General features: G+C 74.1%; 24 protein-coding genes. 15 read left to right on the forward strand and 9 right to left on the reverse strand.

The window, feature by feature from the left end:
- Positions 1-23 precede the first annotated feature (23 nt).
- Together EBN88_RS09100 and EBN88_RS09105 are read right to left on the reverse strand one after the other, a co-directional pair.
- Entirely contained in the window at positions 24-1,046 is a 1,023-nt protein-coding gene (locus EBN88_RS09100) for a LacI family DNA-binding transcriptional regulator (protein WP_122183294.1), read from the reverse strand.
- A 97-nt stretch (positions 1,047-1,143) separates the two neighbouring features.
- The gene (locus tag EBN88_RS09105; protein WP_122183295.1) at positions 1,144-1,464 is read right to left on the reverse strand and encodes an L-rhamnose mutarotase; all 321 of its coding nucleotides are present in this window, start codon (positions 1,462-1,464) and stop codon (positions 1,144-1,146) included.
- Between the two features lie 322 nt (positions 1,465-1,786).
- On the opposite strand from EBN88_RS09105, the gene rhaI reads away from it, so the two are divergent.
- The 8 genes from rhaI to EBN88_RS09145 all read left to right on the forward strand — a co-directional run bounded on the left by rhaI (position 1,787) and on the right by EBN88_RS09145 (position 11,720).
- Positions 1,787-2,947 carry an L-rhamnose isomerase gene (gene rhaI / locus EBN88_RS09110; RefSeq protein WP_122183296.1) on the forward strand — a complete coding sequence of 387 codons (1,161 nt, stop codon included), beginning with the start codon at positions 1,787-1,789 and terminating at the stop codon, positions 2,945-2,947.
- 2 nt (positions 2,948-2,949) lie between these two features.
- Positions 2,950-5,010 carry a bifunctional aldolase/short-chain dehydrogenase gene (locus tag EBN88_RS09115; RefSeq protein WP_122183316.1) on the forward strand — a complete coding sequence of 687 codons (2,061 nt, stop codon included), beginning with the start codon at positions 2,950-2,952 and terminating at the stop codon, positions 5,008-5,010.
- Between the two features lie 107 nt (positions 5,011-5,117).
- Positions 5,118-6,578, forward strand: a complete 1,461-nt coding sequence (locus EBN88_RS09120; protein WP_122183317.1) for a rhamnulokinase — start codon at positions 5,118-5,120, stop codon at positions 6,576-6,578.
- A gap of 1 nt (position 6,579) precedes the next feature.
- Positions 6,580-7,332: a (Fe-S)-binding protein gene (locus tag EBN88_RS09125; RefSeq protein WP_122183297.1), complete on the forward strand. Its 753-nt coding sequence runs from the start codon at positions 6,580-6,582 to the stop codon at positions 7,330-7,332.
- Between the two features lie 68 nt (positions 7,333-7,400).
- Positions 7,401-8,858: a lactate utilization protein B gene (locus EBN88_RS09130; RefSeq protein ID WP_122183298.1), complete on the forward strand. Its 1,458-nt coding sequence runs from the start codon at positions 7,401-7,403 to the stop codon at positions 8,856-8,858.
- 1 nt (position 8,859) lies between these two features.
- Positions 8,860-9,507, forward strand: a complete 648-nt coding sequence (locus tag EBN88_RS09135; protein WP_122183299.1) for a LutC/YkgG family protein — start codon at positions 8,860-8,862, stop codon at positions 9,505-9,507.
- 105 nt (positions 9,508-9,612) lie between these two features.
- Positions 9,613-10,689, forward strand: coding sequence for a questin oxidase family protein (locus EBN88_RS09140; protein WP_122183300.1), 1,077 nt, complete (start codon positions 9,613-9,615; stop codon positions 10,687-10,689).
- Between the two features lie 104 nt (positions 10,690-10,793).
- Complete coding sequence (locus EBN88_RS09145; RefSeq protein WP_122183301.1) at positions 10,794-11,720, forward strand: EamA family transporter; 927 nt, start codon at positions 10,794-10,796, stop codon at positions 11,718-11,720.
- Here EBN88_RS09145 and EBN88_RS09150 read toward each other — a convergent pair.
- Together EBN88_RS09150 and EBN88_RS09155 are read right to left on the reverse strand one after the other, a co-directional pair.
- On the reverse strand, positions 11,693-12,205 hold the full coding sequence (locus EBN88_RS09150) for an O-acetyl-ADP-ribose deacetylase (RefSeq protein ID WP_122183302.1): 513 nt from the start codon (positions 12,203-12,205) through the stop codon (positions 11,693-11,695). The genes EBN88_RS09145 and EBN88_RS09150 overlap by 28 nt on opposite strands.
- Before the next feature lie 53 nt (positions 12,206-12,258).
- Positions 12,259-12,936: a ThuA domain-containing protein gene (locus EBN88_RS09155; protein WP_122183303.1), complete on the reverse strand. Its 678-nt coding sequence runs from the start codon at positions 12,934-12,936 to the stop codon at positions 12,259-12,261.
- A 195-nt stretch (positions 12,937-13,131) separates the two neighbouring features.
- Here EBN88_RS09155 and EBN88_RS09160 point away from each other — a divergent pair, with 195 nt between their 5' ends.
- From EBN88_RS09160 to EBN88_RS09180, 5 genes are all read left to right on the forward strand, one after another.
- Positions 13,132-14,223: a DUF2332 domain-containing protein gene (locus EBN88_RS09160; RefSeq protein WP_122183304.1), complete on the forward strand. Its 1,092-nt coding sequence runs from the start codon at positions 13,132-13,134 to the stop codon at positions 14,221-14,223.
- A 4-nt stretch (positions 14,224-14,227) separates the two neighbouring features.
- A complete protein-coding gene (locus tag EBN88_RS09165; RefSeq protein ID WP_122183318.1) occupies positions 14,228-14,656 on the forward strand; it encodes a PPOX class F420-dependent oxidoreductase in 429 nt (142 codons plus the stop codon).
- A 79-nt stretch (positions 14,657-14,735) separates the two neighbouring features.
- Positions 14,736-15,128 carry a VOC family protein gene (locus tag EBN88_RS09170; RefSeq protein WP_122183305.1) on the forward strand — a complete coding sequence of 131 codons (393 nt, stop codon included), beginning with the start codon at positions 14,736-14,738 and terminating at the stop codon, positions 15,126-15,128.
- Between the two features lie 153 nt (positions 15,129-15,281).
- Positions 15,282-15,683 (forward strand): NUDIX hydrolase, encoded by a 402-nt coding sequence (locus EBN88_RS09175; protein WP_122183306.1) that lies wholly within the window; start codon positions 15,282-15,284, stop codon positions 15,681-15,683.
- A gap of 76 nt (positions 15,684-15,759) precedes the next feature.
- Positions 15,760-16,404: a TetR/AcrR family transcriptional regulator gene (locus tag EBN88_RS09180; RefSeq protein WP_122183319.1), complete on the forward strand. Its 645-nt coding sequence runs from the start codon at positions 15,760-15,762 to the stop codon at positions 16,402-16,404.
- A gap of 43 nt (positions 16,405-16,447) precedes the next feature.
- Here the strand turns inward: EBN88_RS09180 and EBN88_RS09185 are convergent, their stop codons facing one another.
- The gene (locus EBN88_RS09185; RefSeq protein WP_122183307.1) at positions 16,448-17,329 is read right to left on the reverse strand and encodes an alpha/beta hydrolase; all 882 of its coding nucleotides are present in this window, start codon (positions 17,327-17,329) and stop codon (positions 16,448-16,450) included.
- A gap of 105 nt (positions 17,330-17,434) precedes the next feature.
- A complete protein-coding gene (locus EBN88_RS09190; protein ID WP_122183308.1) occupies positions 17,435-19,372 on the reverse strand; it encodes an ABC transporter ATP-binding protein in 1,938 nt (645 codons plus the stop codon).
- Between the two features lie 127 nt (positions 19,373-19,499).
- Here EBN88_RS09190 and EBN88_RS09195 point away from each other — a divergent pair, with 127 nt between their 5' ends.
- Positions 19,500-21,077, forward strand: coding sequence for a phytoene desaturase family protein (locus EBN88_RS09195; RefSeq protein WP_122183309.1), 1,578 nt, complete (start codon positions 19,500-19,502; stop codon positions 21,075-21,077).
- Between the two features lie 139 nt (positions 21,078-21,216).
- Here EBN88_RS09195 and EBN88_RS09200 read toward each other — a convergent pair whose 3' ends face one another.
- Positions 21,217-22,305, reverse strand: a complete 1,089-nt coding sequence (locus EBN88_RS09200) for a LacI family DNA-binding transcriptional regulator (RefSeq protein WP_233580554.1) — start codon at positions 22,303-22,305, stop codon at positions 21,217-21,219.
- 207 nt (positions 22,306-22,512) lie between these two features.
- Between EBN88_RS09200 and EBN88_RS09205 the strand changes: the two genes are divergently transcribed.
- Entirely contained in the window at positions 22,513-23,103 is a 591-nt protein-coding gene (locus EBN88_RS09205; protein WP_122183311.1) for a lytic polysaccharide monooxygenase auxiliary activity family 9 protein, read from the forward strand.
- A 130-nt stretch (positions 23,104-23,233) separates the two neighbouring features.
- Here EBN88_RS09205 and EBN88_RS31700 read toward each other — a convergent pair whose 3' ends face one another.
- Together EBN88_RS31700 and EBN88_RS09215 are read right to left on the reverse strand one after the other, a co-directional pair.
- Complete coding sequence (locus EBN88_RS31700; RefSeq protein ID WP_122183312.1) at positions 23,234-23,821, reverse strand: hypothetical protein; 588 nt, start codon at positions 23,819-23,821, stop codon at positions 23,234-23,236.
- Between the two features lie 39 nt (positions 23,822-23,860).
- On the reverse strand, positions 23,861-25,817 hold a 1,957-nt coding region (locus EBN88_RS09215; RefSeq protein ID WP_233580555.1), incomplete at its 5' end, for a glycoside hydrolase family 9 protein.

Here is a 25,817-nt window from a genome sequence, read left to right on the forward strand (position 1 = left end):
TCCGTTCCCGAGAGAGAACGTTCTCAGCGGCGGGGCGCGAGGCTGGAGTCGCGGACGATCAGCTCGGGGTCGAGCACGATCCGCTGGTGGCGGTGGCGGGCGGCGTCCTCGCCCGTCTCCTCCAGGAGCAGTTCGGCGGCCTGCTGCCCCATGCGGACGGCGGGCTGCCGCACGGAGGTGAGGGGCACGGCGGCAGCGGCGGCGAACTCGATGTCGTCGTAGCCGACGATGGCCATCTCCTCCGGCACCCGCACCCCGGCGGCGAACAGGGCCTGGAGCACGCCGAGGGCCAGCAGGTCGTTGGCGCAGAACACGGCGGTCGGCCGGGGCGCCAGGCCCAGCAGGCGGGCGCCGGCGTCGCGGCCGGAGGCGACGTCGAGACGTTCGGCCTCGATGCGGCGCAGCGCGGAGCGCGGCAGCCCGGCGTCGGCGAGCGCGGCGAGGGCGCCGTCCTCGCGGTCACGGCACTGCTGGAGCGACATGGGCCCGCTGACGTAGGCGACGGAGGTGTGCCCCTGGTCCAGCAGGTGCCCCACGGCGAGCGTGCCGCCGCGCACGTCGTCGACGGAGACGGAGCAGCCCTCCGCGCTGGGCAGGACCCGGTCCACGAAGACGAACGGGATGCCGTGCCGGCGGAACTCGGTGAGGTTGCGGCCCGACATGTCGGCGGGGGTCAACAGGACGCCCCGGACGCGCTGTTCGGCGAAGAGGGACAGGTAGTCGGCCTCCTCGGCGGGGCTCTGCGCGCTGTTGCAGAGCATCACGCCCAACGTCTCGGCGCGGGCGACGCGTTCGGCGCCGGAGGCGACGTCGACGAAGAACGGGTTGCCCATGTCGAGGACCAGCAGGGCGATGATGCGGCTCTGCCCGGCGCGGAGTTGACGCGCGGACTCGCTGCGGACATAGCCCAGGCGCACGATGGTGGACTGGACGCGTTCCCTGGTCTCGTCGGCGACCATGTGGGGCCGGTTGATGACGTTGGAGACGGTCCCGACGGAGACTCCGGCGGCCCGGGCCACTTCCTTGATCCCCACCGTGTGCGCCATGTGCGTTGTCCGTTCGTCTCGTGGCCCGCGTGTGCCTCGCGGGCCATGGTATGCACCAGTCGGCCGGCCGGCCGGTGGGGGCCGGGCGGGGTGGGGGTCAGGGGAGGTGGAAGATCTCGGTCAGCGGCTTCATCGCCTCGTCGGGCCGCTGGTCGTCGAGGGCCTCGAACAGCTCGCTCATCTCGGCCTGCCAGCGGGCGTTGACGTCGGTGGCGGCCATGGCGCGCTGGGCGGCCTCGAAGTCCTCGGTCTCCAGGTAGCCGACGAGGAGTCCGTCGTCGCGCAGGAAGAGCGAGTAGTTGTGCCAGCCGGTGGCGGTGAGCGCGGCGCGCATCTCGGGCCAGACGTCGGCGTGGCGGCGGCGGTACTCGTCGATGCGGTCGGGGCGGACCCTCAGCAGGAAGCAGACGCGCTGCACGGACACTCCTTGTGAAAGGTTTCATGCGGGTGGGGGTCAGCATCGGACGGGGCGCGCGCCGCGTCAAGGGCGGGCGAACGGGCCGGCCGCGCGCGGTTCCGTGACGCGGAACGGCGAGGTGAGCGGCGGTGGATCAGGGCGCTCCCTTGACAGCGCTCGGCGGCGACTCTTAGCGTCGAGGATGCACTGTGAAACGATTCATCTCGACCATAGGTCCCCGTCGTCTCCCCCCGTCACGTCCCCCACCCCTCTCCCCTCACGTCCCCGCACACCCGTCCCCGTCACTTCCCCCCTTCCGCGCTGCTATGGGAGCCCTGATCGCATGACCCCCTCATCCGCCGTCAAGGCGGCCCTGTCCTCCCAGGTCGTCGAGACGCCCTCGTGGGCCTACGGCAACTCCGGCACCAGATTCAAGGTGTTCGCCCAGGCGGGCGTGCCGCGCACCCCGCAGGAGAAGCTGGACGACGCGGCGCGGGTGCACCACCACACCGGGGTGGCGCCCACCGTGGCGCTGCACATCCCATGGGACCGGGTGGACGACTACGCCGCGCTGGCCGAGCACGCGCGGGAGCGTGGGCTGCGGCTGGGCGCCATCAACGCCAACGTCTTCCAGGAGGACGACTACAAGCTGGGCAGCGTCACCCACCCCGACGCGGCGGTGCGGCGCAAGGCGCTGGCGCACCTGATGGAGTGCGTGGACATCATGGACGCCACCGGCTCGCGCGACCTGAAGCTGTGGTTCTCGGACGGCACCAACTACCCCGGGCAGGACGACATCCGCGCCCGCCAGGACCGGCTGGCCGAGGCGCTGACCGCCGTCTACGAGCGGCTGGGCGAGGAACAGCGGATGCTGTTGGAGTACAAGCTCTTCGAGCCGGCGTTCTACATGACGGACGTTCCGGACTGGGGGACGGCGTACGCGCACTGCCTGAAGCTGGGCCCGAAGGCGCAGGTGGTGGTGGACACGGGGCATCACGCGCCGGGCACCAACATCGAGTTCATCGTGGCGACGCTGCTGCGGGAGGGCCGGCTGGGCGGCTTCGACTTCAACTCCCGGTTCTACGCGGACGACGACCTGATGGTCGGGGCGGCCGACCCGTTCCAGCTGTTCCGCATCATGTACGAGGTGGTGCGCGGCGGCGGGTTCACCTCGGAGGTGGCGTTCATGCTGGACCAGTGCCACAACATCGAGCCGAAGATCCCGGCGATCATCCGCTCGGTGATGAACGTTCAGGAGGCCACGGCGAAGGCGCTGTTGGTGGACGCGGACGCGCTGGCGGCGGCGCAGCGCGCGGGTGACGTGCTAGGCGCGAACGAGGTGCTGATGGACGCTTACCACACGGACGTCAGGCCGCTGTTGGCGGAGTGGCGGCAGGAGCGGGGTTTGGACCCCGATCCGGTGGCGGCGTACCGGCGTTCGGGCTGGGCGGAGCGGATCGTGGCGGAGCGACAGGGCGGCCAGCAGGCCGGTTGGGGGGCGTGACGATGGGCGCGGACGAGACGAAGAAGACGGTCCAGGCGCCGGTGGCGGCGCTGTTGGAGCGTGCGCACCGGCTGGGCGCCGACCCGAGGAACACCAACTACGCGGGCGGGAACGCCTCGGCGAAGGGCTCGGCGAAGGACCCGGTGACCGGGGGCGCGGTGGAGTTGATGTGGGTGAAGGGCTCGGGGGGCGACCTGGGCACGCTGCGCGAGGAAGGTCTCGCGGTGCTGCGGCTGGACCGGCTGCGGGCGCTCGTGGACGTCTATCCGGGGGTGGAGCGCGAGGACGAGATGGTGGCGGCGTTCGACTTCTGCCTGCACGGGAAGGGCGGGGCTGCGCCGTCGATCGACACCGCGATGCACGGCCTCGTCGAGGCGGCGCACGTGGACCACCTGCACCCGGACTCGGGGATCGCGCTGGCGTGCGCGGCGGACGGCGAGGCGCTGACGGCGGAGTGCTTCGGCGAGCGGGTGGTGTGGGTGCCGTGGCGGCGGCCCGGGTTCCAACTCGGCCTGGACATCGCCGAGGTGCGGCGGGCGCGTCCGGAGGCGGTCGGCTGTGTGCTGGGCGGTCACGGGATCACGGCGTGGGGTGAGACAAGCGAGGAGTGCGAGCGGAACGCGCTGTACATCATCCGCACCGCCGAGGCGTTCCTGGCCCGGCGCGGCAGGCCGGAGCCGTTCGGGGCCGAGCTGCCCGGGTACGGGGCGCTGCCGGTGGCGGAGCGGCGGGCGCGGGCGGCGGCGCTGGCGCCGCATGTGCGGGGCGTGGCGTCGAGGGACCGGCGGCAGGTGGGTCACTTCACGGACAGCGCCGAGGTGTTGGACTTCCTGGCGCGCGAGGAGCACCCGAGGCTGGCGGCGTTGGGCACGTCCTGCCCGGACCACTTCCTGCGGACGAAGGTGCGGCCGCTGGTGGTGGACCTGCCGGCGGACGCGCCGCTGGAGCGGGTGGTGGAGCGGCTGGGTGAGCTGCACGCCGCCTACCGGGAGGAGTACCGGGCGTACTACGAGCGGCACGCCGGCCCGGACTCGCCGCCGATGCGGGGCGCTGACCCGGCGATCGTGCTGGTGCCGGGGGTGGGGATGTTCTCCTTCGGCCGGGACAGGCAGACGGCGCGGGTGGCGGGCGAGTTCTATGTCAACGCGATCAACGTGATGCGGGGCGCGGAGTCGGTCTCGACGTACGCGCCGATCGAGGAGTCGGAGAAGTTCCGCATCGAGTACTGGGAGTTGGAGGAGGCGAAGCTGCGGCGGATGCCGCCGCCGAAGCCGCTGGCGGCGCGGGTGGCGCTGGTGACGGGCGGCGGCTCGGGCATCGGGCGGGCGACGGCGCTGCGGCTGGCGGCCGAGGGCGCGTGTGTGGTGGTGGCGGACCGGGACGCGGGCGCGGCGGAGAAGGTGGCCGAGGAGCTGGGCGGCGCCGACCGGGCGGTCGCGGTGGAGGTGGACGTCACCTCGGAGGAGCAGGTGGTGGCGGCGGTGCGGGCGGCGTCGCTGGCGTTCGGCGGGGTCGACCTGGTGGTGAACAACGCGGGGATCTCCATCTCCAAGCCGCTGTTGGAGACGACGGTGGCGGACTGGGACGTGCAGCACGACATCATGGCGCGCGGCTCGTTCCTGGTGTCGCGGGAGGCGGCGCGGGTGATGATCGACCAGGGGTTGGGCGGCGACATCGTGTATGTGGCGTCGAAGAACGGGGTGTTCGCCGGGCCCAACAACATCGCCTACGGCGCGACGAAGGCGGACCAGGCGCACCAGGTGCGGCTGTTGGCGGCGGAGCTGGGCGAGCACGGCATCCGGGTCAACGGGGTCAACCCGGATGGTGTGGTGCGGGGTTCGGGCATCTTCGCCGGCGGGTGGGGCGCGAAGCGGGCGGCGGTGTACGGGGTGGAGGAGGAGCGGCTGGGCGAGTTCTACGCGCAGCGGACGCTGCTGAAGCGCGAGGTGTTGCCGGAGCATGTGGCGGCGGCGGTGTTCGCGTTGACCGGTGGGGACCTCGGGCACACCACGGGGCTGCACGTTCCGGTGGACGCCGGGGTGGCGGCGGCGTTCCTGCGGTGAGCGGCGTGGTGGCGGAGGGCGTCGTGGCGGAGGGCGGGGTCGGGGCGGCGCGGGCCGGTGGTCCGCCGTTCGCCGCCGTCGACCTGGGGGCGTCCAGTGGTCGGGTGATGCTCGGCTGGGTGCGGGGGCCCGACGGGCCGTCCGGCGAAGGGGCCGGCGGCGCGGTGGAGTTGGAGGAGGTGCACCGGTTCCCGAACCGGCCGGTGCGGGTGGCCGGCACGTTGCACTGGGACGTGCTGGCGCTCTACCGGGGCGTGTTGGACGGCCTGGCGGAGGCCGGCCGGCGGGCCGGGGGGCGGCTGGCGGGGGTCGGGATCGACTCCTGGGCGGTGGACTTCGGGCTGTTGGACGCCTCGGGCGCGCTGCTGGGGAACCCGGTGCACTACCGGGACGGGCGGACGGCCGGGGTGGCCGAGCGGGTCGCGCGGCGGGTGGGCGCGGCGGAGCTGTACCGGGCGTCGGGGCTGCGCGCGCTGCCGTTCAACACCGTCTACCAGCTGGTCGCGATGGAGGGTTCGCCGCAACGGGCCGCCGCGCGGCGGCTGTTGCTGATGCCGGACCTGATCGCGTACTGGCTGACGGGGGTGGCCGGCACGGAGCTGACGAACGCGTCGACGACGGGCCTGATCGATCCCCGCACGGGCGACTGGGCGTGGGGGGTGGCGGAGGCGCTGGGCATCGACGTGGCGCTGTTCGCGCCGCTGCGGGCACCGGGTGCGGCGGCCGGCGAGCTGCTGCCCGAGGTGGCGGCGGAGTGTGGGCTGGCGGGTCCGGTGCCGGTGACGGCGGTGGGTTCGCACGACACGGCGTCGGCGGTGGTGGCGGTGCCGGCGGCGGGCGAGGGCTTCGCGTATGTGGCGACGGGCACCTGGTCCCTTGCCGGGCTCGAACTGACGGCGCCCGTGCTGTCGGAGGCGAGCCGGCTGGCGGACTTCACCAACGAGCTGGGCGTGGACGGCACCGTCCGCTATCTGCGGAACATCATGGGGCTGTGGCTGCTTCAGGAGTGTCTGCGGGAGTGGGCCGAGGGCGGGGTCGAGCCGGAGTTGGGGCCACTGCTGGAGGAGGCGGCTCGGCTGCCGGGGCCAGGACCCGTGGTGGACGCGGGCGCCGAGGAGTTCCTGGCGCCGGGCGGGATGCCGGGGCGGATCGCGGCCGCGTGCCGGCGGTCCGGGCAGCCGGAGCCGGTGGGGCGGGCGGGGATGGTGCGGTGTGTGCTGGACTCGCTGGCGTTGGCCCACCGGGAGGCGGTGGCCGAGGCGGCGCGCCTGGCGGGCGCCGAGGTGCGGGTGGTGCATGTGGTGGGCGGCGGGGCGCACAACGCGCTGCTGTGCCAGCTGACGGCCGACGCGTGTGGACTGCCGGTGGTCGCGGGACCGACGGAGGCGGCGTCGTTGGGTAACGTGCTGGTGCAGGCGCGGGCCGCCGGGCGGGTGCGCGGCGGGCTCGCCTCGCTGCGTTCGCTGGTGGCGGCGTCGCGGGCGCCGCGTCGCTTCGCCCCGCGCGGGGAGATGCGGGCGGCGTGGGAGCTGGCCGCGCGGCGGGTCGCCGGCGGCGGAAGGAGCTGAGGTGCGGGTCGCGCTCTTTGTCACCTGTGTCAACGACACGCTGTTCCCGCGCACCGGGCAGGCGGTGGTGGCGCTGCTGGAACGGCTGGGGGTGGACGTCGACTTCCCACAGGCGCAGTCGTGTTGTGGGCAGCCGCAGTTCAACACCGGCTACCGGCGGGCGACGGAGCCGCTGGTGCGGCGCTTCGCGCGGGCGTTCCACGGCTACGACTACGTCGTGACGCCTTCGGGTTCGTGTGCGGCGATGGTGCGGGACAACTACCCCAGGATCGGGGCGCGGGCGGCGGCGGAGGGGCGGGACCGTGGTCTGACGTCGATCGCGGCCTCGGTGGTGCCCAGAACGCTGGAGCTGACGGAGTTCCTGGTGGACGTGGTGGGGGTGACGGACGTGGGGGCGTACTACCCGCACGCGGTGACGTACCACCCGACGTGCCACGGGCTGCGGATGCTGGGGCTCGGCGAGCGGCCCAGGCGGCTGCTGGAGGCGGTGCGGGGGCTGACGTTGGTGGACCTGCCGGGCGCGGAGGAGTGCTGCGGCTTCGGCGGGACGTTCGCGGTGAAGAACGCGGCGGTGTCGGCGGCGATGGGCGCGGACAAGGCGCGGCACATCATGGGCACGGGCGCGGAGGCGGTGTGCACGGTGGACAACTCGTGTCAGACACACATCGGCGGGACGCTGTCCCGGCTGGGCTCGTCGGTGCGGCCGGTGCACCTGGCGGAGATCCTGGCCAGCACCGAGGAGCGGCGGTGGTGAGGCGGGACGGCCTTCCGGACCGGGCACGGCGGGGAGGCGGCGCGGTGAGCGGCGGAACGTATCTGGGGATGCCGGCGTTCCCGGTGGCGGCCGAGTCGGCGACGCGGAACGAGCGGCTGCGGGCGAACCTGACGCACGCCACGCACACCATCCGGGACAAGCGGGCGCGGGCGGTCGCTGAACTGCCGGACTGGCAGCGGCTGCGGGCGGCGGGCGCGGCGATCAAGGACCGGACGCTGCGGCACCTGGACACGTATCTGGAGCGGTTGGAGGCGGCGGTGACGGCCGCCGGCGGTCAGGTGCACTGGGCGGCGGACGCGGAGGCGGCCAACCGGATCGTGACGGAGCTGGTGCTGGCGACCGGGGAGCGCGAGGTCGTCAAGGTCAAGTCGATGGCGACGCAGGAGATCGAGCTGAACGCGGCGCTGGAACGGGCGGGGGTGCGGGCGTTCGAGACGGATCTGGCGGAGCTGATCGTGCAGTTGGGCGACGATCTGCCCAGCCACATCCTGGTGCCGGCGATCCACCGCAACCGGCGGGAGATCCGCGACATCTTCGCCGAGCGGATGGGCGCGTGGGGCCGGCCGGCGCCCGAGGGGCTGTCGGACGAGCCGGCGGACCTGGCGGAGGCGGCGCGGCTGCATCTGCGGCAGAAGTTCCTGGACGCGAAGGTCGGGATCTCGGGCGCCAACTTCATGGTGGCGGAGACCGGCACCATGGTGGTGGTGGAGTCCGAGGGCAACGGGCGGATGTGCCTGACGCTGCCGGAGACGTTGATCTCGGTGGTGGGCATCGAGAAGGTGGTGCCGACCTGGCGGGATCTGGAGGTGTTCCTCCAGCTGCTGCCGCGCTCCTCGACGGCGGAGCGGATGAACCCGTACACCTCGATGTGGACGGGCACCACGGACGGCGACGGGCCATCGACGTTCCACCTGGTGTTGGTGGACAACGGGCGGACCGACACGCTGGCGGACGAGGTGGGGCGGCAGGCGCTGCGCTGCATCCGCTGTTCGGCGTGCCTGAACGTGTGCCCGGTGTACGAGCGGGCCGGCGGGCACGCCTACGGCTCGGCGTATCCGGGGCCGATCGGGGCGATTCTGACGCCGCAACTGCGGGGCGTGGACAGCGCGTTGGACGCGTCGCTGCCGTACGCGTCGTCGCTGTGCGGGGCGTGCTACGAGGTGTGTCCTGTGGCGATCGACATTCCCGAGGTGCTGGTGCGGCTGCGGGAGCGGGTGGTGGAGGGCGGCGAGGTGACGGTCCGGGGCCGCCGGGTGCGGATCAGGCCGGCGCGGGGGCACGCCGCCGAGCGGGCGGCGATGCGGGCGGCGGCGTGGGCGTTCGACCATCCGGGGGCGATGGTGGCGGGGCAGCGGCTGGCGGGGCGGATGCGGCGCTTCCAGCCGCGTCGGCTGCCGGGCCCGGGGCGGGCGTGGTCGGCGACGCGGGACGTGCCGCCGCTGCCGGCGGAGTCGTTCCGCGCGTGGTGGCGCAGGACCAGGGGCGACGACGGGGAGGGGGACTGACATGAACGCGCGCGAGGTGGTGTTGGGACGGGTACGTCGGGCGTTGGCCGACGTGCCGGCCGAGGAGACGCCGGAGCGGGTCGCGGTGGAGCGGACCTATCTCGACAGCCACCAACCGGCCGACGCCGTCGCGCTGTTGGCGGAGAACCTGGCGGACTACCGGGCGGTGGTGCACCGGGCCTCGGGCGCGGCGCTTCCGGGGCTGGTGGCGGAGCTGCTGGCCGGGCGGGGCGCGGCGTCGGTGGTGGTGCCGGCGGGGCTGCCGGCCGGGTGGCTGGCGGCGGTGCCGCCTCGGGTGCGGCGGGTCGCGGACGAGGAGGCGGTCACCGCGCGGGAGTTGGACGCGGTGGACAGCGTGGTGACGGGGTGCGCGGTGGCGATCGCGGAGACGGGCACGCTGGTGCTGGACGGCGGGCCCGACCAGGGGCGGCGGCGGATCACGCTGGTGCCGGACCACCACGTGTGCGTGGTGCGGGTGCCGGAGCAGGTGGTGGACTCGGTGCCGCAGGGCCTGCGGCGGCTGGACCCGGGGCGCCCGTTGACGTGGATCTCGGGCCCGTCGGCGACCAGCGACATCGAGCTGAACCGGGTGGAGGGCGTGCACGGCCCCCGCCGGCTGGACGTCGTGCTGCTGGGGTCTCAGTCCTAGAGGTCGCGCGGCGGTGGTGGGCCCTCGGAGGTAGGTCGTTGGCACCGGAGGGCCTGGTTCTCCGGGTCGTTACCCGGGGGCGCGCGGGTGCGTAGCGTCCTCGGTATGAACCAGAGTGACGGCGGGACGAACGAGGCGGGGCGGGTCGGGGACGGCACGCTGGACGAGGCGTGGGAGCGGCTGCTCCGGTCGGGCCCCGAGCGGGACGGCTGGCTGACCAACCACGCGCCGATGGCGGTGGAGGCGCTGGTGCGGCACGGGCAGGGCGCCCGGGTGCACCGGTGGATCGACGCCTATCAGGCGAAGTTGGAGGACCGGCCGGCGGGGCGTGACCGGATCACGGAGGAGAACTGGCGCGAGCGGCTGGGCGACGCGCGGTATCTCGGCGACTGGGCGCGGTACTTCGGCGAGCGGCTGACGGAGCGGCCGTGGCCCGAAGTGGTCGCCGAGTGGTGGCCGAGGCTGCTGCCGGGGATCGCGGGGGGCGCGACGCACCCGGTGATCCGGGTGGGGCACGCGGTGCGGGCGCTGCTGGCGGACGGGGCGTCGGAGCCGAGGGTCGCTGAGCTGGCGGAGGGCCTGGGCTACTGGGCGGCGCGGCACCAGCCGCTGCCGGAGGGGATCGTCGCGGTGCCGGCGGCGGACGGCCCGGCGGAGGCGTTGGCCTCGGTGGAGCCGGTCGCCGACCGGTCGGGCGGGATCAACCACCGGCTGGGGCAGTTGACGCGGCTGCCGGCGTGGGCGGGGACGCTGCCGGACGAGCCGGCGCAGGCGCGGGCGCGGCTGGGCGGGCTGGTGCGGGCGGCGGCCGGGTACTACGCGGGGCACGCGCGGGGCGGGCCGGTGATGCTGGTGCACGCGGTGACGGCGCCGAACGCGGTGCTGCGGGTGTTGCCGGCGCTGCCGGTGGAGCTGTGGCGGCCGAGCGTGGCGGCGGCCTGGTCGGCGAGCGCCGCCGTGGTCGCGGCGTACGCGCCGGACGGGGGGCCGGAGTTGAGGGCGGAGCCGGGCGGTGTCGAGCCGGGCGGGGCCGACGAGGTGTTCGCGCGGGCCGCCGAGCACGGCGACGAGCATGTCATCAAGCTGGCGGACTCGGTGCTCGACCTGCTGGGTGAGCGGCCGGACGACCCGCTGCCGGCGGTGGCGGCGCTGCGGGCGGTGGAGCTGATCGCGCCCGACTGAACGACGCTCGGGGCGCGGCCCCGCTCGACCGTGTAGTTTCGCTTGACGGTCGGGCGCTCGAATTCTCACTGGTCCTGCCCGGAGTGGCGGGGGATGCTCGGGTCATGCGTCCACGTCACACCGCCCTCGCCGTTCTGGTCGCCGCCGTCTGGGGCGTCAACTTCGTGGTGATCGAGGTCGGCCTCGACCACTTCCCGCCGTTGCTGTTCTCGGCGCTGCGGTTTCTGCTCGCCGCGATTCCGGCGGTGTTCCTGGTGCGGCGGCCTGCGGTCGCCTGGCGGTGGATCGTGGGGGTCGGGCTGGCGCTGGGGGTGGCGAAGTTCGGGCTGCTGTTCCTGGGCATGGAGGCGGGGATGCCGGCGGGCGGCTCCTCGCTGGTGTTGCAGGTGCAGGCGGTGTTCACGGCCGCGCTGGCGGCGGTGCTGCTGGGGGAACGCCCGGGCCGGGTGCGGCTGGTGGGCATGGTGGTGGCGATGGCGGGCATCGGCGTCGCGGCGTGGGACGAGGGGGTCTCGGGCTCGGCGGTCGGCTTCGCGCTGGTGGTGGGGGCCGCCGCGTTCTGGGCGGTGTCGAACGTGCTGACCCGCAGGGCCGAGGTGGATGACGCGCTGGCGTTCATGGTGTGGGTGAGCCTGGTGCCGGTGCTGCCGCTGGTGGCGCTGTCGCTGCTGGTGGACGGGGTGGACGCCAACCGGGACGCGCTGACGGGGCTGGACTGGGCGGGGGTGGGGGCGGTCGCGTATGTGGCGGCCGGGGCGACGCTCTTCGGCTTCGCCGCCTGGAGCTTCCTGCTGCGGCGCTACGACGCCTCGCGGGTGGCGCCGTTCTCGCTGCTGGTGCCGGTGTTCGGGATGTCGTCGGCGGCGCTGCTGCTGGGCGAGGGGATCTCGGCGGCGCGGTGGGTGGCGGGGGTGCTGCTGGTCGGCGGGGTGGCGCTGACCTCGCTGGGACCTGCGCGGCGGGGGCCGACCCTGGCGGTGGCCGGCTCGCCGGGTCTTGGGGCTCAGGAGGAGGGGTCGAAGGCGCGGTAGGCCCGCTCGTCGAAGAGGACGAACCGCAGCTCGTCGAAGGCGCCGGAGGCGGCGGCCTCGCGGGTGGCGGCCAGCGCGACGCGGGCCGCGTCGTCGAGCGGCCAGCCGTAGACGCCGGTGGAGATCGCGGGCAACGCGACGGTACGGGCGCCGAGTTCCCGTGCGACGCGCAGCGACTCGCGGTAGCAGGAGGCCAGCAGCGCCGAGCGGTCCTCGGTGGTGGAGTGGACCGGGCCGACGGTGTGGATGACCCAGCGGGCGGGCAGCCGGCCGGCGGTGGTGGCGACGGCCTGCCCGGTGGGCAGCCCGCCGCCGAGGTGGCCGGCGCGCAGCTCCCGGCAGGCGGCGAGGATCTCGGGGCCGCCCCCGCGGTGGATCGCGCCGTCCACTCCCCCGCCGCCGAGCAGGGAGGAGTTGGCGGCGTTGACCACCGCGTCGACGTGCTGTTCGGTGATGTCGCCCTGGACGCGGGTGAGCACAGTCATGCCCCCATGATGGCACCCGGTCCGTCGGAGACGGGGCGGAACGGGACGGGCCGTCAACGCCCGGCGTCGGCGGGCGCGTTGACGGCCCAGCGCAGACCGCCCAGCAGGTGGGCGCGGAAGGCCGGGTCAGAGAAGGACTCGGGGGTGTGGCCGAGGGCGGTGTAGAACGAGCGTCCGCCGGACCGTTCGTGGCACCACACCAGGGGGTGGTCGCCGCCCATCCGGCCGCCCTCGTAGCTGGTCTCGTCGGCGGCGGCCAGGACCCGGACGTGGGGGCGCGGGTTGGTGGTGAAGTTGTACCACTCGTCGACGAAGTCCCAGCGGGCCGGGAGGTGGGCGGTGGCGGGGTGGTCGTGGTCCTCGACGACGACCACGCCGGACTGGAGCGCGGGGTGGCCGTCGAAGACGGCGCCGACGACCTCATGGCCGAACCAGGGCCAGTCGTACTCGGTGGTGGAGGCGCCGTGCACGCCGACGAACCCGCCGCCGGCGGCGAGGAAGGCGCGGAGCGCCGCCCGCCCCTCGTCGGTGAGGACCTCGCCGCTGGTGGAGAGGAACACCACGGCGCGGGCGCCGGGCAGGGCGGCGGTCAGCTCGTCGGGGTCCTCGGTCGCGGTCACGGCGAGCCCGGCCTCGGCGCCCAGCTCGTGGAACGCGGCGACGCCCGCCGGGATCGAGTCGTGACGGAACCCGGTGGTGCGGCTGTAGAGGACGATGCGGTCTTCGCTCATGTGGCCATCGTAGAAGGCGCTTTCCCGCCGTCCCCGCGAGCGTTCCGCCACCCGCGCTCGGGGTTGTCATGATCAGGCGCAATTGGGGCACGGGAGTACGAGTGGCCCTTCCGCCGGGTCTCTTGCTCCGATTCCTCTTCCCTTCGGCCCCCGACCGGCCCCATGATCTTGGGCGACCCCCATGAAGGAGTACCGATGCCCCGTGAACATGTTGCCCGGGTCTTTCGCCAGCAGGCGGGGTCCTGCTCACGTCAGGGCTCCCCGCTCTACGCCGCGCTGTTGGAGCGGGTCGCACGGGACATCGAGCAGGGCGGGCCGTGCGCCGACGTGGTCGCCGACCACCACGACGTGGCCGTGGACGACGTGCTGCCGCTGCGGCTGCTCGGCGGGGCGCACGCGCTGGCGCTGACCGGCCGCGCGCCCGAGCTGGCGGCGCACTTCCCCAGCGCGGGCGGGGTGTTCACCCCCGAGCGCCCCGACGCGGCCTGGCCCGCGCTGCGGGCGGCGATGACCGAGGAGCGCGAGTGGCTGGGTGACTGGCTGACCAGGCCGCCGCAGACCAACGAGGTGGGCCGCGCGAACCTGCTGGTCGCGGCGCTGCTGCACCTGGTGCCCACGGCCCAGACGCCGATCCGGCTCTTCGAGCTGGGCTCCAGCGGGGGCCTCAACCTGCGCGCCGAGCACTTCCGTTACGAGGGGCCCCGGTTCGCCTGGGGCCCGGTGGACTCGCCGGTGCGACTGACGAACGCCTGGGCGCCGGAGGTGCCGGGCTGGCTGCGCGCGGGGGCGCGAAGGCACCAGGCGCTGCGGATCGTGGAGCGGCGCGGCTGCGACCCGGCGCCGATCGACCCGCTGTCGGCCGACGGCTCGCTGGTTCTGCGGGCGTATGTCTGGCCGGACCAGCGGGAGCGGATGGCCCGGCTTGAGGGGGCGCTGCGGATAGCGGCCAAGGTGCCGGCGACGGTGCAGGCCGGCGGGGCGGCCGAGTTCCTCTCGACGTTGGACGTGGAGCCGGGGACGTGGACGGTGGTGTGGCACTCGGTGATGCGGCAGTACGTGCCGCGCGCGGAGTGGGCGGACGTGGAGGACGAGTTGGCGCGTCTGGCGGCGTCGGCGACGCCGGACGCCGGCTTCGCGCACATCGCCTTCGAGCCGGGGCGGCACGACGAGGGCGCCGCGTTCTGGCTGTCGGCGCGGGTGGGCACCGGGCCGGAGCGGCTGCTGGCGTCCGCTCACCCGCATGGCCTGCCGGCCGCTGGCCGGCTCCCGGCGGATGTCGCACGATGACCTCATGGCACACGTGATGGGGCGAGACGAGTGGCGGGCCTTCCTCGCCGAGGGCACCAGGACCGGGAAGCTGTCGACCACGCGCGCGGACGGGACGCCGCACGTGGCGCCGGTGTGGTTCGTGCTGGACGGCGAGGACGTGGTGCTGACCACGGGGCGGGACACCGTGAAGGGGCACAACCTCGCCCGGGACGGTCGGGTCGCGTTCTGCGTGGACGACCAGGCCCCGCCCTTCGCCTTCGTGGTGCTCCAGGGGCGGGCCGAACTGAGCGAGGACGCCGGGGAGTTGAAGGACTGGGCGACCCGGATCGCGGCCCGTTACATGGGGCAGGAGCGGGCGGCGGAGTTCGGCGAGCGGAACGCGGCGCCCGGCGAGATGGTGGTGCGCGTCCGGCCCGAACACGTGGTGGCCCAGGCCGACCTGACGGCCTGACCGGCCGGGCGCGCGACGCGCGACCCGCGCGGACCGCGAGGTCCGCCCCCCGCCGGGGCCAGCCCTTAGGCTCGGCGGCATGGCTCCCGCGCGATTCAAAGATCTGGTGCTCGACGCCGTGGACCATCAGGCCCTGGCCGACTGGTGGTGTGCCGCCCTGGGATACGAGCGGCGACACCGGGAGGACGAGAACGGTGAGTGGCCGCCCGAGTGGCCGGTGCCCATCCACGACCCGCTGGGTGAGGGCCCCTCCATCTGGTTCAGCCCGGTGCCCGAGGCCAAGGAGGGCAAGAACCGGATGCATGTCGACGTCCGGGGTGACACCGAGGAGTTGCTGGCCATGGGCGCGACGCTGCTGCGGCGCAGCGAGGGCGCGACGGCCTCCTGGGACGTCCTGGCCGACCCTGAGGGCAACGAGTTCTGCGTCTTCCCGCCGAAGGTGCCGCCCGTGGTGCGCCCCACCGTCCGCTGACCCCGGGACCGTGCCGGCCGGCTCGACGGCCGTGTGACACCATCGTCCGGCGCGACGCGCGCGCCGCGCCACATGGCGTGAGGCGTGGTGTGGAACGGACGGCACGAACGGCACGGCGGGGTGCCGGCGGGCATCGGGAGGGCGAGGAGAACGGTGGCAGCGCTGATCGACACCGTGGCATGGGTGCACCTGGAGGACGGAAAGATCCTTGGGGCCCGTTCCCGGGGCAAGGACGTCTTCTCTATCCCGGGTGGCAAGCGTGCTCCAGGCGAGAGCGATCTGGAGACGCTGACCCGTGAGGTGCGCGAGGAGCTGACCGTCGCCATCGACCCGGCCACGGCCCGGCATGTGGGGACGTACACCGCCCAGGCCCACGGCCACCCGGAGGGGACGCTGGTCCGGATGGCCTGCTACACCGCCGACTACCTGGGCGACCTCACCGCCAGCAACGAGATCGAGGAGATCGCCTGGCTGACCCTGGCCGACCGGGAGCGCACCGCGCCGGTGGACCACGCGGTCTTCGACGACCTGGCCGCCTCGGGCCGGCTGCGCTGAGGCGGCCGGCCGCACGAGCCCGTCCCGGGAACCCGCGCGCGGGTACGATGGAGCCCTCTTGGCGGAAGGCGGCGAGGTGGCCGGGGCACGGATCGACGGTCGGGTGGAGCGGGGGAACCAGTCGCGTCGGCTGGTGCTCGGACACACCATGAGGATCGCCTCGGTCGAGGGCCTGGGCGGCCTGTCCATCGGGCGGATCGCGACCGAGCTGGGCCTGAGCAAGAGCGGCGTCTTCGCGCTCTTCGGCTCCAAGGAGGAGCTGCAACTGGCCACCGTCCGCGCGGCCCGCGCGGTCTTCGCGCGGAACGTGGCCGAGCCCGCCGAGAACATGCCCCCGGGCCTGGGGCGGGTGTGGCGGGTCTGCGCGAGCTACCTGGTCTACTCCCGCGACCGGGTCTTCCCCGGCGGCTGCTTCTTCACCACGGTGGCCGCCGAGTACAGCGCGCGCTCCGGGCCGGTGCGGGACGCGGTGGCCAGGGCGCGCGAGGAGTGGATCGGCTATCTGCGCGGACTGCTCGAAGAGGCGCGCGGGGCCGGCGAGTTGACGGAGGGCTGCGAGGTGCCGCAGCTGACCTTCGAGCTGGTGGCGCTGCTGGAGATGGCCAACGCCGACTCGGTGCTCCACCAGGACCACGAGAGCTACCGGCGCGCGAGCGCGGGCATCCGCGCGCGGCTGACGGCGTGCGCCGCGCGCCCCGTCTCGCTCCCCGAACCGGACTGAGCGCGGGCCGGCCGCCGCCGCCCCGCCGGCGTTCCCGCCCGGCTCAGCGGGCGGAGCGCGCCGGCTGGTCCTCGTGGTCGGCGGTCCGGACGAAGGCGAGGACGGCGTCGATCACCTCGGGGTCGGCGAGGATGCGGTTGTGGCCGAGCCCCCGGGTGAGCAGCGCGTCGGCGCGGCGGGCGTGGGCGGCCAGCAGCAGCCGGGCCTGTTCGACGGGAACCCTGCGGTCCTCCTCGTCGTGCACCACCATCAGTGGCACGGTCACCCGTTCCGGACGGTGGGTGGCCGAGAGGCCGCGCAGCGGCTGCGGGACGCCGGGCAGATAGCGTTCCGCGATCTGCTGGCCCATCGCGCGCCGCACGCGGGAGTTGAGCCCGAGCCGGTCGCCGAACGCGTCCATGACCCACTCGAACTCGACGGGTGTCGACATGGTGACAAGCCGCTCGGCCGGCACGCCCCCGGCCAGCGCGTACCAGGCGGCCAGCCCACCGAACGAGTGCCCGACGACCGCGCCGAACGGCCCGTGCTCGTCGGCCAACCGCCCGATGATCCGCCGGAGTTCGGGCAGGTCGCTGCCGTTGCCGCCGGAGGCGCCGTGCCCGGGCGCGTCGAACGAGACGACCGCGTGGCCGCGCGCCAGCAGCGCCTCGACCAGCGGCGCGAACCGGGCGGCGCGGAACTGCCAGCCGTGGACCAGCAGCACCGGGCGCGGCCCGGCGCCCCAGCGGTAGACCGCGACCGGGACGTCCCCCACGGTGAGCGTCTCGGCGCGGGCCCGGGCCATGGTCGGCTCCTCGGCCGGCCGCACCGGCACGCGCCCGGTGGCGCGCCGGAAGACCGCGAGCGCGGCGCGGCCGGCGAGCCGGGGGGCGAGGTGAACGGTGGCGTTGAGTGTCGCGCCGATCAGCGCTGGCCCTGACCGCATGGGGTCTCCTCGGGGTGGTGTGCTCGACCCCGAGATATTAGCACGACCGTTCGCTCAGTTTTGTGGGGCGGGCAAGGGCCACCGCGCGAAGGCGGTGGCCCGTTCTCAGGGGGCCAACTCGACCGGGGAGGCGTCGCGTTCGACCGTGGGCCCGGCCGGCCGGTCGGTCCGGGCTGGCCGGTCGTGTTCGGCGCGCCTCGGACCGGATGGTGCGGTGTGCTCGGCGTTGGCGGTCTCCCGGTCGACCAGGGCGGCATAGCGTCCGCCGAGGGCGAGCAGCTCCTCGTGGGTGCCGCGTTCGACGATCCGGCCGCCGTCCAGCAGCACGATCTGGTCGGCGTCCCTGACCGTGGAGAGCCGGTGCGCGATGGTGATGACGGTGCGGCCGGCGGCCAGCGCGTCGACGGCCCGCTGCACGGCGTGCTCGGTGCGGGTGTCCAGCGCGCTGGTCGCCTCGTCGAGCACCAGCACCGGCGGGTCCCGCAGGATGGTGCGGGCCAGCGCCAGGCGCTGCTTCTCGCCGCCGGAGAACCGGTAGCCCCGCTCCCCCACCACCGTCTCGTAGCCCTCGGGCAGGGTCGCGATGTGGTCGTGGATCTGGGCGGCGCGGGCCGCCTCCTCGATCTCGCGCTGGGTGGCCTCGGGCCTGGCGAAGCGCAGGTTGTCGGCGATCGAGGCGTGGAAGAGATAGGTCTCCTGGGAGACCACGCCCACCGCCCTGGCCAGCGAGTCGAAGTCCAGGTCGCGCACGTCGACGCCGTCGAGCGTGACGCGGCCCTCCGTCACGTCGTACAGCCGGGGAACCAGGTAGCCCAGCGTGCTCTTGCCGGCGCCGGTCGCGCCGACCACGGCGAGCGAACTCCCGGCCGGCACGGTCAGGTTGATGTCGCTGAGGGTGGCGGGTGCGGCCGGGTCGTAGCGGAACGACACCCGGTCCAGGACGACCTCGCCCCGTGCCCGCTCCAGGCGCACCGGGTCGGGCCGCTCGGTGATGTCCACGGGGAGGTCGAGGTATTCGAAGACGCGTTGGAAGAGCGCGAGCGACGCCTGGATGTCCACGCCGGTGGACAGCAGCGAGGTGGCGGGGCGCAGCAGCCCCTGTTGCAGGCCGACGAAGGCGACGAGGGTGCCGATCGACGGCGGGGCGCCGCCGAGGTGGGCCAGGGCGCCGGCGGACCAGTAGAGCAGCGGGGGGATGGCGCCCATGATCATGCCGATGGTGGCCATCCGCCAGCGGCCGGCCATGCTGGCGCGCACCTCCAGGGCGACGAGCTTCTCGGACTCGTCGGAGAACCGTTCGGTGAGCGTCTCGGCGCGGCCCATGGTGCGGCCCAGCAGGATGCCGCTGACGGAGAGCGACTCGGTGACCATGGCCGCCATCCGGGCCATCTGCCGCTGCCGCGTGGCGGTGATCCGCTTCCGCTCCCGGCCGACCCGGCGAGCGATCCAGACGAAGAACGGCAGCAGCGTCAACGAGACCAGGGTCAGGCGCCAGTCCAGCGCGAGCATGGCGACCAGGGTCGCGGTCACGGCGGTGACGTTGGAGACCAGTGAGGTCGCGGTCGAGGTGACGGTCGCCTGCATCCCGCCGATGTCGCCGGCGATCCGGGACTGGACCTCGCCGGTGCGGGTGCGGGTGAAGAACGCCAGCGGCATCCGTTGGAGCTTGGCGTAGACGCCGGTCCGCAGGTCGTGCATCACCCGCTGGCCGACGGTGGTGGAGATCAGGGTCTGGAGGACGCCGAAGACGCTGCTGGTCAGCGTCGCGGCCACCATGCCGAGGGCCAGCAGGGTCAGCAGCCCGGTGCGCCGCTCGGGGAGGGCGACGTCGATGATCTCTCGGAGCAGGAACGGGGAGGCGACGGCGACCAGCGAGGAGGCGCCGACCAACAGGCCGACCAGGGCGAGGCGGCCCCGGTAGGGGCGGAAGAGGCGCAGGATGCGGCGGATCTCGGCCGGCTGTCTGGGTTCGTCCGGCTCGTCCCGGTCCTCGGTGGCGGGGTCGGTGGCTGGTTCGGTGGCAGGGGTCTCGGGGTGGGGCATTGGCTCCTTCGCGGGGTGCGGGCGGCGTGGCGCGTGCCATGGGGTGGGACGACCGTCCAGCCTACGACCGGCCGGGGGTCGTTTCCCGACGGGTGGCCGAGTGGCGGCGGGCGTGTTACCAAGAGCCATGCCCAGTCGCTCGCGGTATGACGTGGTGATCGTGGGCGGCGGCCACAACGGACTGGTCGCCGCCGCCTATCTGGCCCGGGCGGGTCGCCGGGTGGTGGTGCTGGAGCGGCTGGACGCGGCCGGCGGCGCGGCCGTCTCCGACGCCCCGTTCCCCGGGGTGGCCGCGCGGCTGTCGCGGTTCGCCTACCTGGTCAGCCTACTGCCGCAGCGGATCGTGCGGGAGTTGGGGCTGCGGCTGGAGCTGCGGCGGCGGCCGTTCGCCTCCTACACGCCGGCGGTGCGCGGCGGCGCGGCGACCGGGCTGTTGGTGGGGGACGGGGAGGCGCGGGTGCGGGAGTCGTTCGCGCGGCTGACCGGGGACGAGCGGGAGTATGTCGCGTGGCGGGACTTCTACGCCCGCACGGGGCGGCTGGCGGGCCGGGTCTTCCCGACGTTGACCGAACCGCTGCCCAGCCGCGCGGAGTTGCGGGCGCGGGTCGGTGACGACGCGGTGTGGTCGGCGGTCTTCGAGCGGCCGTTGGGCGAGACGGTCGAGGAGACCTTCGCGGACGACCTGGTGCGGGGCGTGGTCTTCACGGACGCGCTGATCGGCACGTTCACGCACGCGCACGACCCGTCGTTGGCGCAGAACCGCTGCTTCCTCTACCACGTGATCGGGCAGGGCACCGGGGACTGGGACGTTCCGGTGGGCGGCATGGGCGCGGTGACGCGGGCGCTGCTGGACGCGGCGCTGCGGGCGGGCGCCGAGGTGGCCACCGGGCACGAGGTGACGGGGGTGGCGACGGACGGCCGGGGCGCGGAGGTGGCCTGGCGGACCGAGGAGGGCGAGGGGCTGGTCGGCGCGGAGACGGTGCTGGTGAACGCCTCGCCGAGCGAGTTGGCGCGGCTGCTGGACGAGCCGGGGCCGCCGGCGCCCGAGGGATCGCAGTTCAAGGTGAACATGCTGCTGCGGCGGCTGCCGGCGCTGCGCGATCCGGCCGTCGATCCGCGTGAGGCGTTCGCCGGGACGTTCCATGTGGCGGAGGGCTACGAGGAGTTGGAGACGGCGTACCGGCAGGCGGCGGCGGGGCGGCTGCCGGCGGTGCCGCCGAGCGAGGTGTACTGCCACTCGTTGACGGACCCCTCGATCCTCTCGCCCGAGCTGGCGGCGAGCGGGCACCACACGATGACGCTCTTCGGGCTGCACACGCCGGCGCGGCTGTTCGCGGGCGACGCGGAGGAGCGACGCCGGGTGCGGGACCGGCTGTTGGCGGACACGCTGGCGGCGTTGGACGCGCGGCTGGCGGAGCCGGTCGGCGACTGCCTGGCGGTGGACGAGGAGGGGCGGCCCTGTCTGGAGGCGAAGACGCCGCTGGACCTGGAGCGCGAACTGCGGCTGCCGGGCGGCCACATCTTCCACGGCGACCTGGCGTTCCCGTACCGCGCCTCGCGGGACGCGCCGGGGACCCCGGGGGAACGGTGGGGGGTGGCGACCGGGCACCGCAACGTGCTGCTGTGCGGCGCGGGCGCGGTGCGCGGCGGCGGGGTCAGCGGGGTGGGCGGCCACAACGCGGCGATGGCGGTGCTGGAACGGTAGCGGCTGGCCGCCGGGGCGATGGCCCGCTTCCCCGCGCGCGACCACGGGCCCGCGTCGGTCGGAGGCCCGCGAGGTGCCGATCGCCGGGGTGGGGACCGAAGGGGCCACCGCCCGGCCTCGGCCGGGCGGCGGCGGGGCGTCAGCCGGGGCGGCGGCGGGGTGGTGGAGCGGTGGAGTCGCGCAGCACCACATGGGTGCCGAGCAGGGCGCGTTGGTCGGCGGCCGAGACCGAACCCTCGGTCAGGCCCAGCGCCAGCCGCACGGCGGTGCGCCCCAACTCGACATACGGGACATGGACGGTGGTCAGCTGCGGCAGCAGGTCGGTGGCGCACTCGGCGTCGCCGTAGCCGACGAGGGAGACGTCGTCCGGCACGCGCAGGCCCGCCTCGCGCAGCGCGGCGAGCGCGCCGGAGGCCGCGTTGTCGGTGACCGCGAAGACGGCGGTGAAGTCGGAGCCGCCGACCAGGCGGCGGGCCAGCCGGTCGCGGGCGTCCGCGCGGCCGAGGCCGCCGCCGACCACCAGCTCGGGGCGGAACGGCAGGTCGAAGTCGGCCAACGCCCGGCGGTAGCCGGCGAGTCGGCCGGCGGCGGTGGTGGAACCCGTGGCCGGCCCGAGGAAGAGGATGCGGCGGTGGCCCTGGACCAGCAGCCGGCTGACGACGGCGTAGGCGCCGCCCTCGTTGTCGTACTCGACGACGGTCGCCGGCATCGCGTCGTCGGGGGCGGGTCGGCCGCAGAGCACCAGCCGGGAGCCGGCGGCGGCCAGGGAGGCGGCGATGGCGGCCAACTCCTCCTGGTGGACGGGGTCCTGCGCGCCGCCGCCGATCAGGATCACCGCCCCCGCGCCGTTCTGGCGCATGGCGCGCAGCACGGTGCGCTCCCGTTCGGTGTCGCCCCTGGTGGTGCCGATCAGGCAGCTGCGGCCGTTGCGGGTGGCCTCCTCCTCCACGCCCTGGGCGATCCGGGCGACGGCCTCGTCCCGCAGGTCGGGCAGGACGAGCGCCACGGTGGGGGTGGCGTGGCCGCGCAGGGCGCGGGCGTGGGTGTTGGCGACGTAGTCGAGTTCCTGGACGGCGCGGAGCACCCGCTGCCGGGTGCGGGGGGCGACCGGGTAGTTGCCGGCGAGGACGCGGGAGACGGTGGCCATGGACACGTCGGCGGCGCGGGCGACCTGACGGAGCGTGGTGGGCTTCGAGGTCGTGGTCCTGGTGGTTCGGGTCGGGGTCACGGCGTTCCCGCTCGGGGGCCGTGGCCGCCCTCGCGGTGGGGCGGGCGTGACGGAACTGACGGAACGGACAGGCGCGATGGACATGGCCACCCCTCACGATTCATTGGTCTGGACATGACGAAAACCTCGCAGTAACGTCACCCTTGGTCTAGACCGCGCTACTCCCCCCAAGGAGCGCTCCTCCCCCACGACATTCGGGAGCGAACTATGCGAAAGACGATCCTCACCGCCGTGACGGGCGTCGGGCTGGCCGTGGCGACGGTGTTCGCCACGACCACCGCCGCGCAGGGCCACGGCTACACCACGTCCCCGACCAGCCGGCAGCAGTTCTGCGCCCAGGGCGTCGCCAGCGACTGCGGCGCGATCCAGTGGGAGCCGCAGAGCGTCGAGGGGCCCAAGGGCTTCCCGGCCGCCGGCCCCGCCGACGGCTCGATCTGTTCCGGTGGCAACAGCCGCTTCTCCGAGCTGGACGACCCGCGCGGCGGCAACTGGCCCGCCACCGACCTCAACCCCGGGCAGTCCCTCACCTTCAGCTGGACCTTCACCGCCCGCCACAGCACCTCCGAGTTCGAGTACTACATCACCAGGGACGGCTACGACCCCTCGCAGCCGCTGACGCGCGCCAACCTGGAGCCGGCGCCGTTCCTGACCGTGCCGATGAACGGCGCGCAGCCGGGCGAGACCGAGAACCACCAGGGCACCGTCCCGAACAAGTCCGGGCGGCACGTGATCCTGGCCGTGTGGAACGTGGCCGACACCGGCAACGCCTTCTACGCGTGCTCGGACGTGGACCTCTGACGCCTCCCACGGACGGTCGTTCCGACGGGTTGACGCGGGTGCGTGGAGGGGTCCAACCCACCCTCCACGCACCCGCCGTTCGGGGGCGGCCGGACCCCGGCAGGGGCCCGGCCGCTTCCTTCGGCGGCGTTCAGCGCAGCCACGGGATGTTCCGCACCAGCTGGGTGCGCTCCCACCACCCGCCGAGGCCGTAGACCCGGCCGGCCGAGTAGAGCGCGACGACGATCATCACCCCGGCGTAGATCACGTGCGCGTCGATCACCGGGTTCGGCGACATCGTGGGCGTCCCGTCGGAGGCGAAGCGGGCGGGCGGGAACTCGCTGATCCAGAGCATCAGCATCATCAGCGACCCGGCCACCGCCGAGACCCGCAGCCCGATGCCCAGCACCAGGGAGATTCCCAGGCCACCCATGCCGGCCATGTACAGCCAGTCGATGGCGACCTCGCCGGCCCACGCGTGGAACGTGGACTCCAGCGGTCCGACCGAGACCCCCGAGAGGTAGCCCTTGGCCGGGGAGCCGCCCTGGACCCAGGCCCGCTCCGAGGCCGTGGCGTACCCCAGCCCGAGCGCCTTGTCGAGGAAGGCCCACAGGAAGATCGCTCCGGTGACGATCCGCAGGACGGCGAGCGCGCGCAGCGCCCCGCCGGGCTCGGCCGGGGCCGGCCGCTCATCGGGCGTCGGGAGGCTCGCGGGCCGGGGAGGATGCTGAACTGCCATGGTCTTCTCCTTCTGTGGCCGGCCGTGAATCGACTCTGCTCACGGCTCCACCACCGCCGTGGGCTCGACGCCCCAGACCAGGGCCCCGTCCTCGTAGACCGTCAGATACGGGGTGCGCGCGGGGTCGTCCGCGATGTCCTGGTGTGACCAGTCGTTGCTCGGGTCCCAGCCGGGCCCGCCGTCCACCCGGAACTGCACCTCGGCGCGGTGCGCCGACTGGCCGCCGGGATAGATCGCGCGCCCGGCGCAGCTCAGCTCCGCGTAGTAGAGGTCGCCGGCCGCCTGGTGCACGCCGCCCTCGGGCTCGGGGCACTCGCTGTAGCCGACGGTCAGGGTGACCGACGCGGGATCGACCCCGTCGTCGAGGGTGAACCAGTAGCGCACGGTGGCGTTGTCCAGCGAACGGGCGGGGAACGCCGAGATGTTGCGCACCGTTGCCTTGATCTCGCTGAACGTGTCGCCGGTCGCGTTGGTGCTCGCCTCGACATGGATCTCGTCGTCGTCCGGCTCCTCCACCGGCGGGAAGTCCGGCAGCGGGGTGCCGCCGTAACGAGCCGTCAGATGGGCCAGTGCCCCGGAGAAGGCCGCGTTGTAGTCGGTGGCCACCTCGTTGGCCACATAGTCCTGCCGGTCGTCCTCGTAGGCGTCGTCCGGCGCGCCCGGGCCGCCGACCAGCGCGCCGTAGAGGACGTGCCGGCTGGCCTCGGGCTGGGTCAGCTGGTCGGTCCAGGAGCCGTGCGCGGTGCGGTGGTGCGGATCACGCGGCGGGTTCTCGCCGAAGCCCACCACATAGCTGGAGTTCCTCGGGTTGTCGCCGAGCGCGTAGTTGATCTGGCTCTCGCCGAACTCGCGGTAGCGCGTGGCGCGTTCGGCGTCGGTCTCGGCCAGCCAGTCGGAGTAGACCAGCGCGACGAACGAGGTGTTGGCGGCGTAGCGCAGCGAGCCCCAGGTGTCGAGCACGGCCTGGCCGCCCGGGGAGTACCGCACCCGCTGGCCGTCCACGCCGGTCGTCCAGAAGTCCAGCCACCGGTTGGCGTCCTCGACGTACCTGGGGTCGCCGGTCTCCATCGCCAACAGGGCGTAGGCGCCGTAGGACTTGTCGTCCCAGGCGATGGTCCAGCGGAAGCCGCGCACGTCCGACTGCGGCTCGGTGGCCAGCAGGTCGTACTCGGTCTCGGCCTTCTCCAGGTAGGCCGCGTCCCCGGTCGCCTTGTACAACCAGTACGCGCCCCACACCAGTTCGTCCTGGTAGCCGGACCAGGAACGGTAGAAGTCGCCGGCGGGCACGCAGTCGGAGTAGAGCCCACGGTGCTCGTCGGCGAAGGCGTAGAGCTGCTCGGCGTGGGTCACCAGCTCGGCCGCGTAGGCCGGGTCGTCCTCGGCGAAGAGCAGCGAGGAGGCGGCCATCGCGGCGGCCGTCTCCCCCGCCACGTCGGAGCCGGGGCACGAGGCGTCCACCCGGTAGGCCGGGCGCTCCATCGGCATCACCTCGGCCGGGCCCCACCAGCGGTGGTCCTCGTTGCCGTCGCCGACCTGGGCGTAGAGCACGTCGGGCTCGGGGTGCGCGCGGATGAAGTAGTCGTTGACCCAGCGCAGGTTGCTCTTGAGGTACGGCAGCTGCCCCGACTGCTCGTAGCCGTCGCCGGCGGCCAGCCCGCCCCAGGCGAGCATGGTGGCCGAAGCGGCCATCGGCAGGCCGAACTTGACGTGGTCGCCCGCGTCGTACCAGCCGCCGGTCAGGTCAAGGCCCACGTCCGAGCCGTCGTCCAGCGCGGAGTCCCCGCGCCAGCTGACCCGGTTGTCCTCGGGGAGCGGTCCCGAGCGCTGCGCCTCGTAGAAGAACATCGACTTCTGGAGCGCCTCGGCGTAGTTGAACGCGGGGGCGGCGGCGGTGGGCGGCTCGGCGTTCGCGCCCTGGGAGCCGAGCGGCACCAGCAGGCCGGCGGCGAGCGCCGTCGCGGCCAGCGCCCCGGCGGCCACCCGGCCGCGTGGGCGG

This window comes from Streptomyces triticirhizae (genome assembly GCF_003696235.1).
In the GTDB taxonomy this organism is placed as follows: Bacteria; Actinomycetota; Actinomycetes; order Streptomycetales; family Streptomycetaceae; genus Streptomyces; species Streptomyces triticirhizae.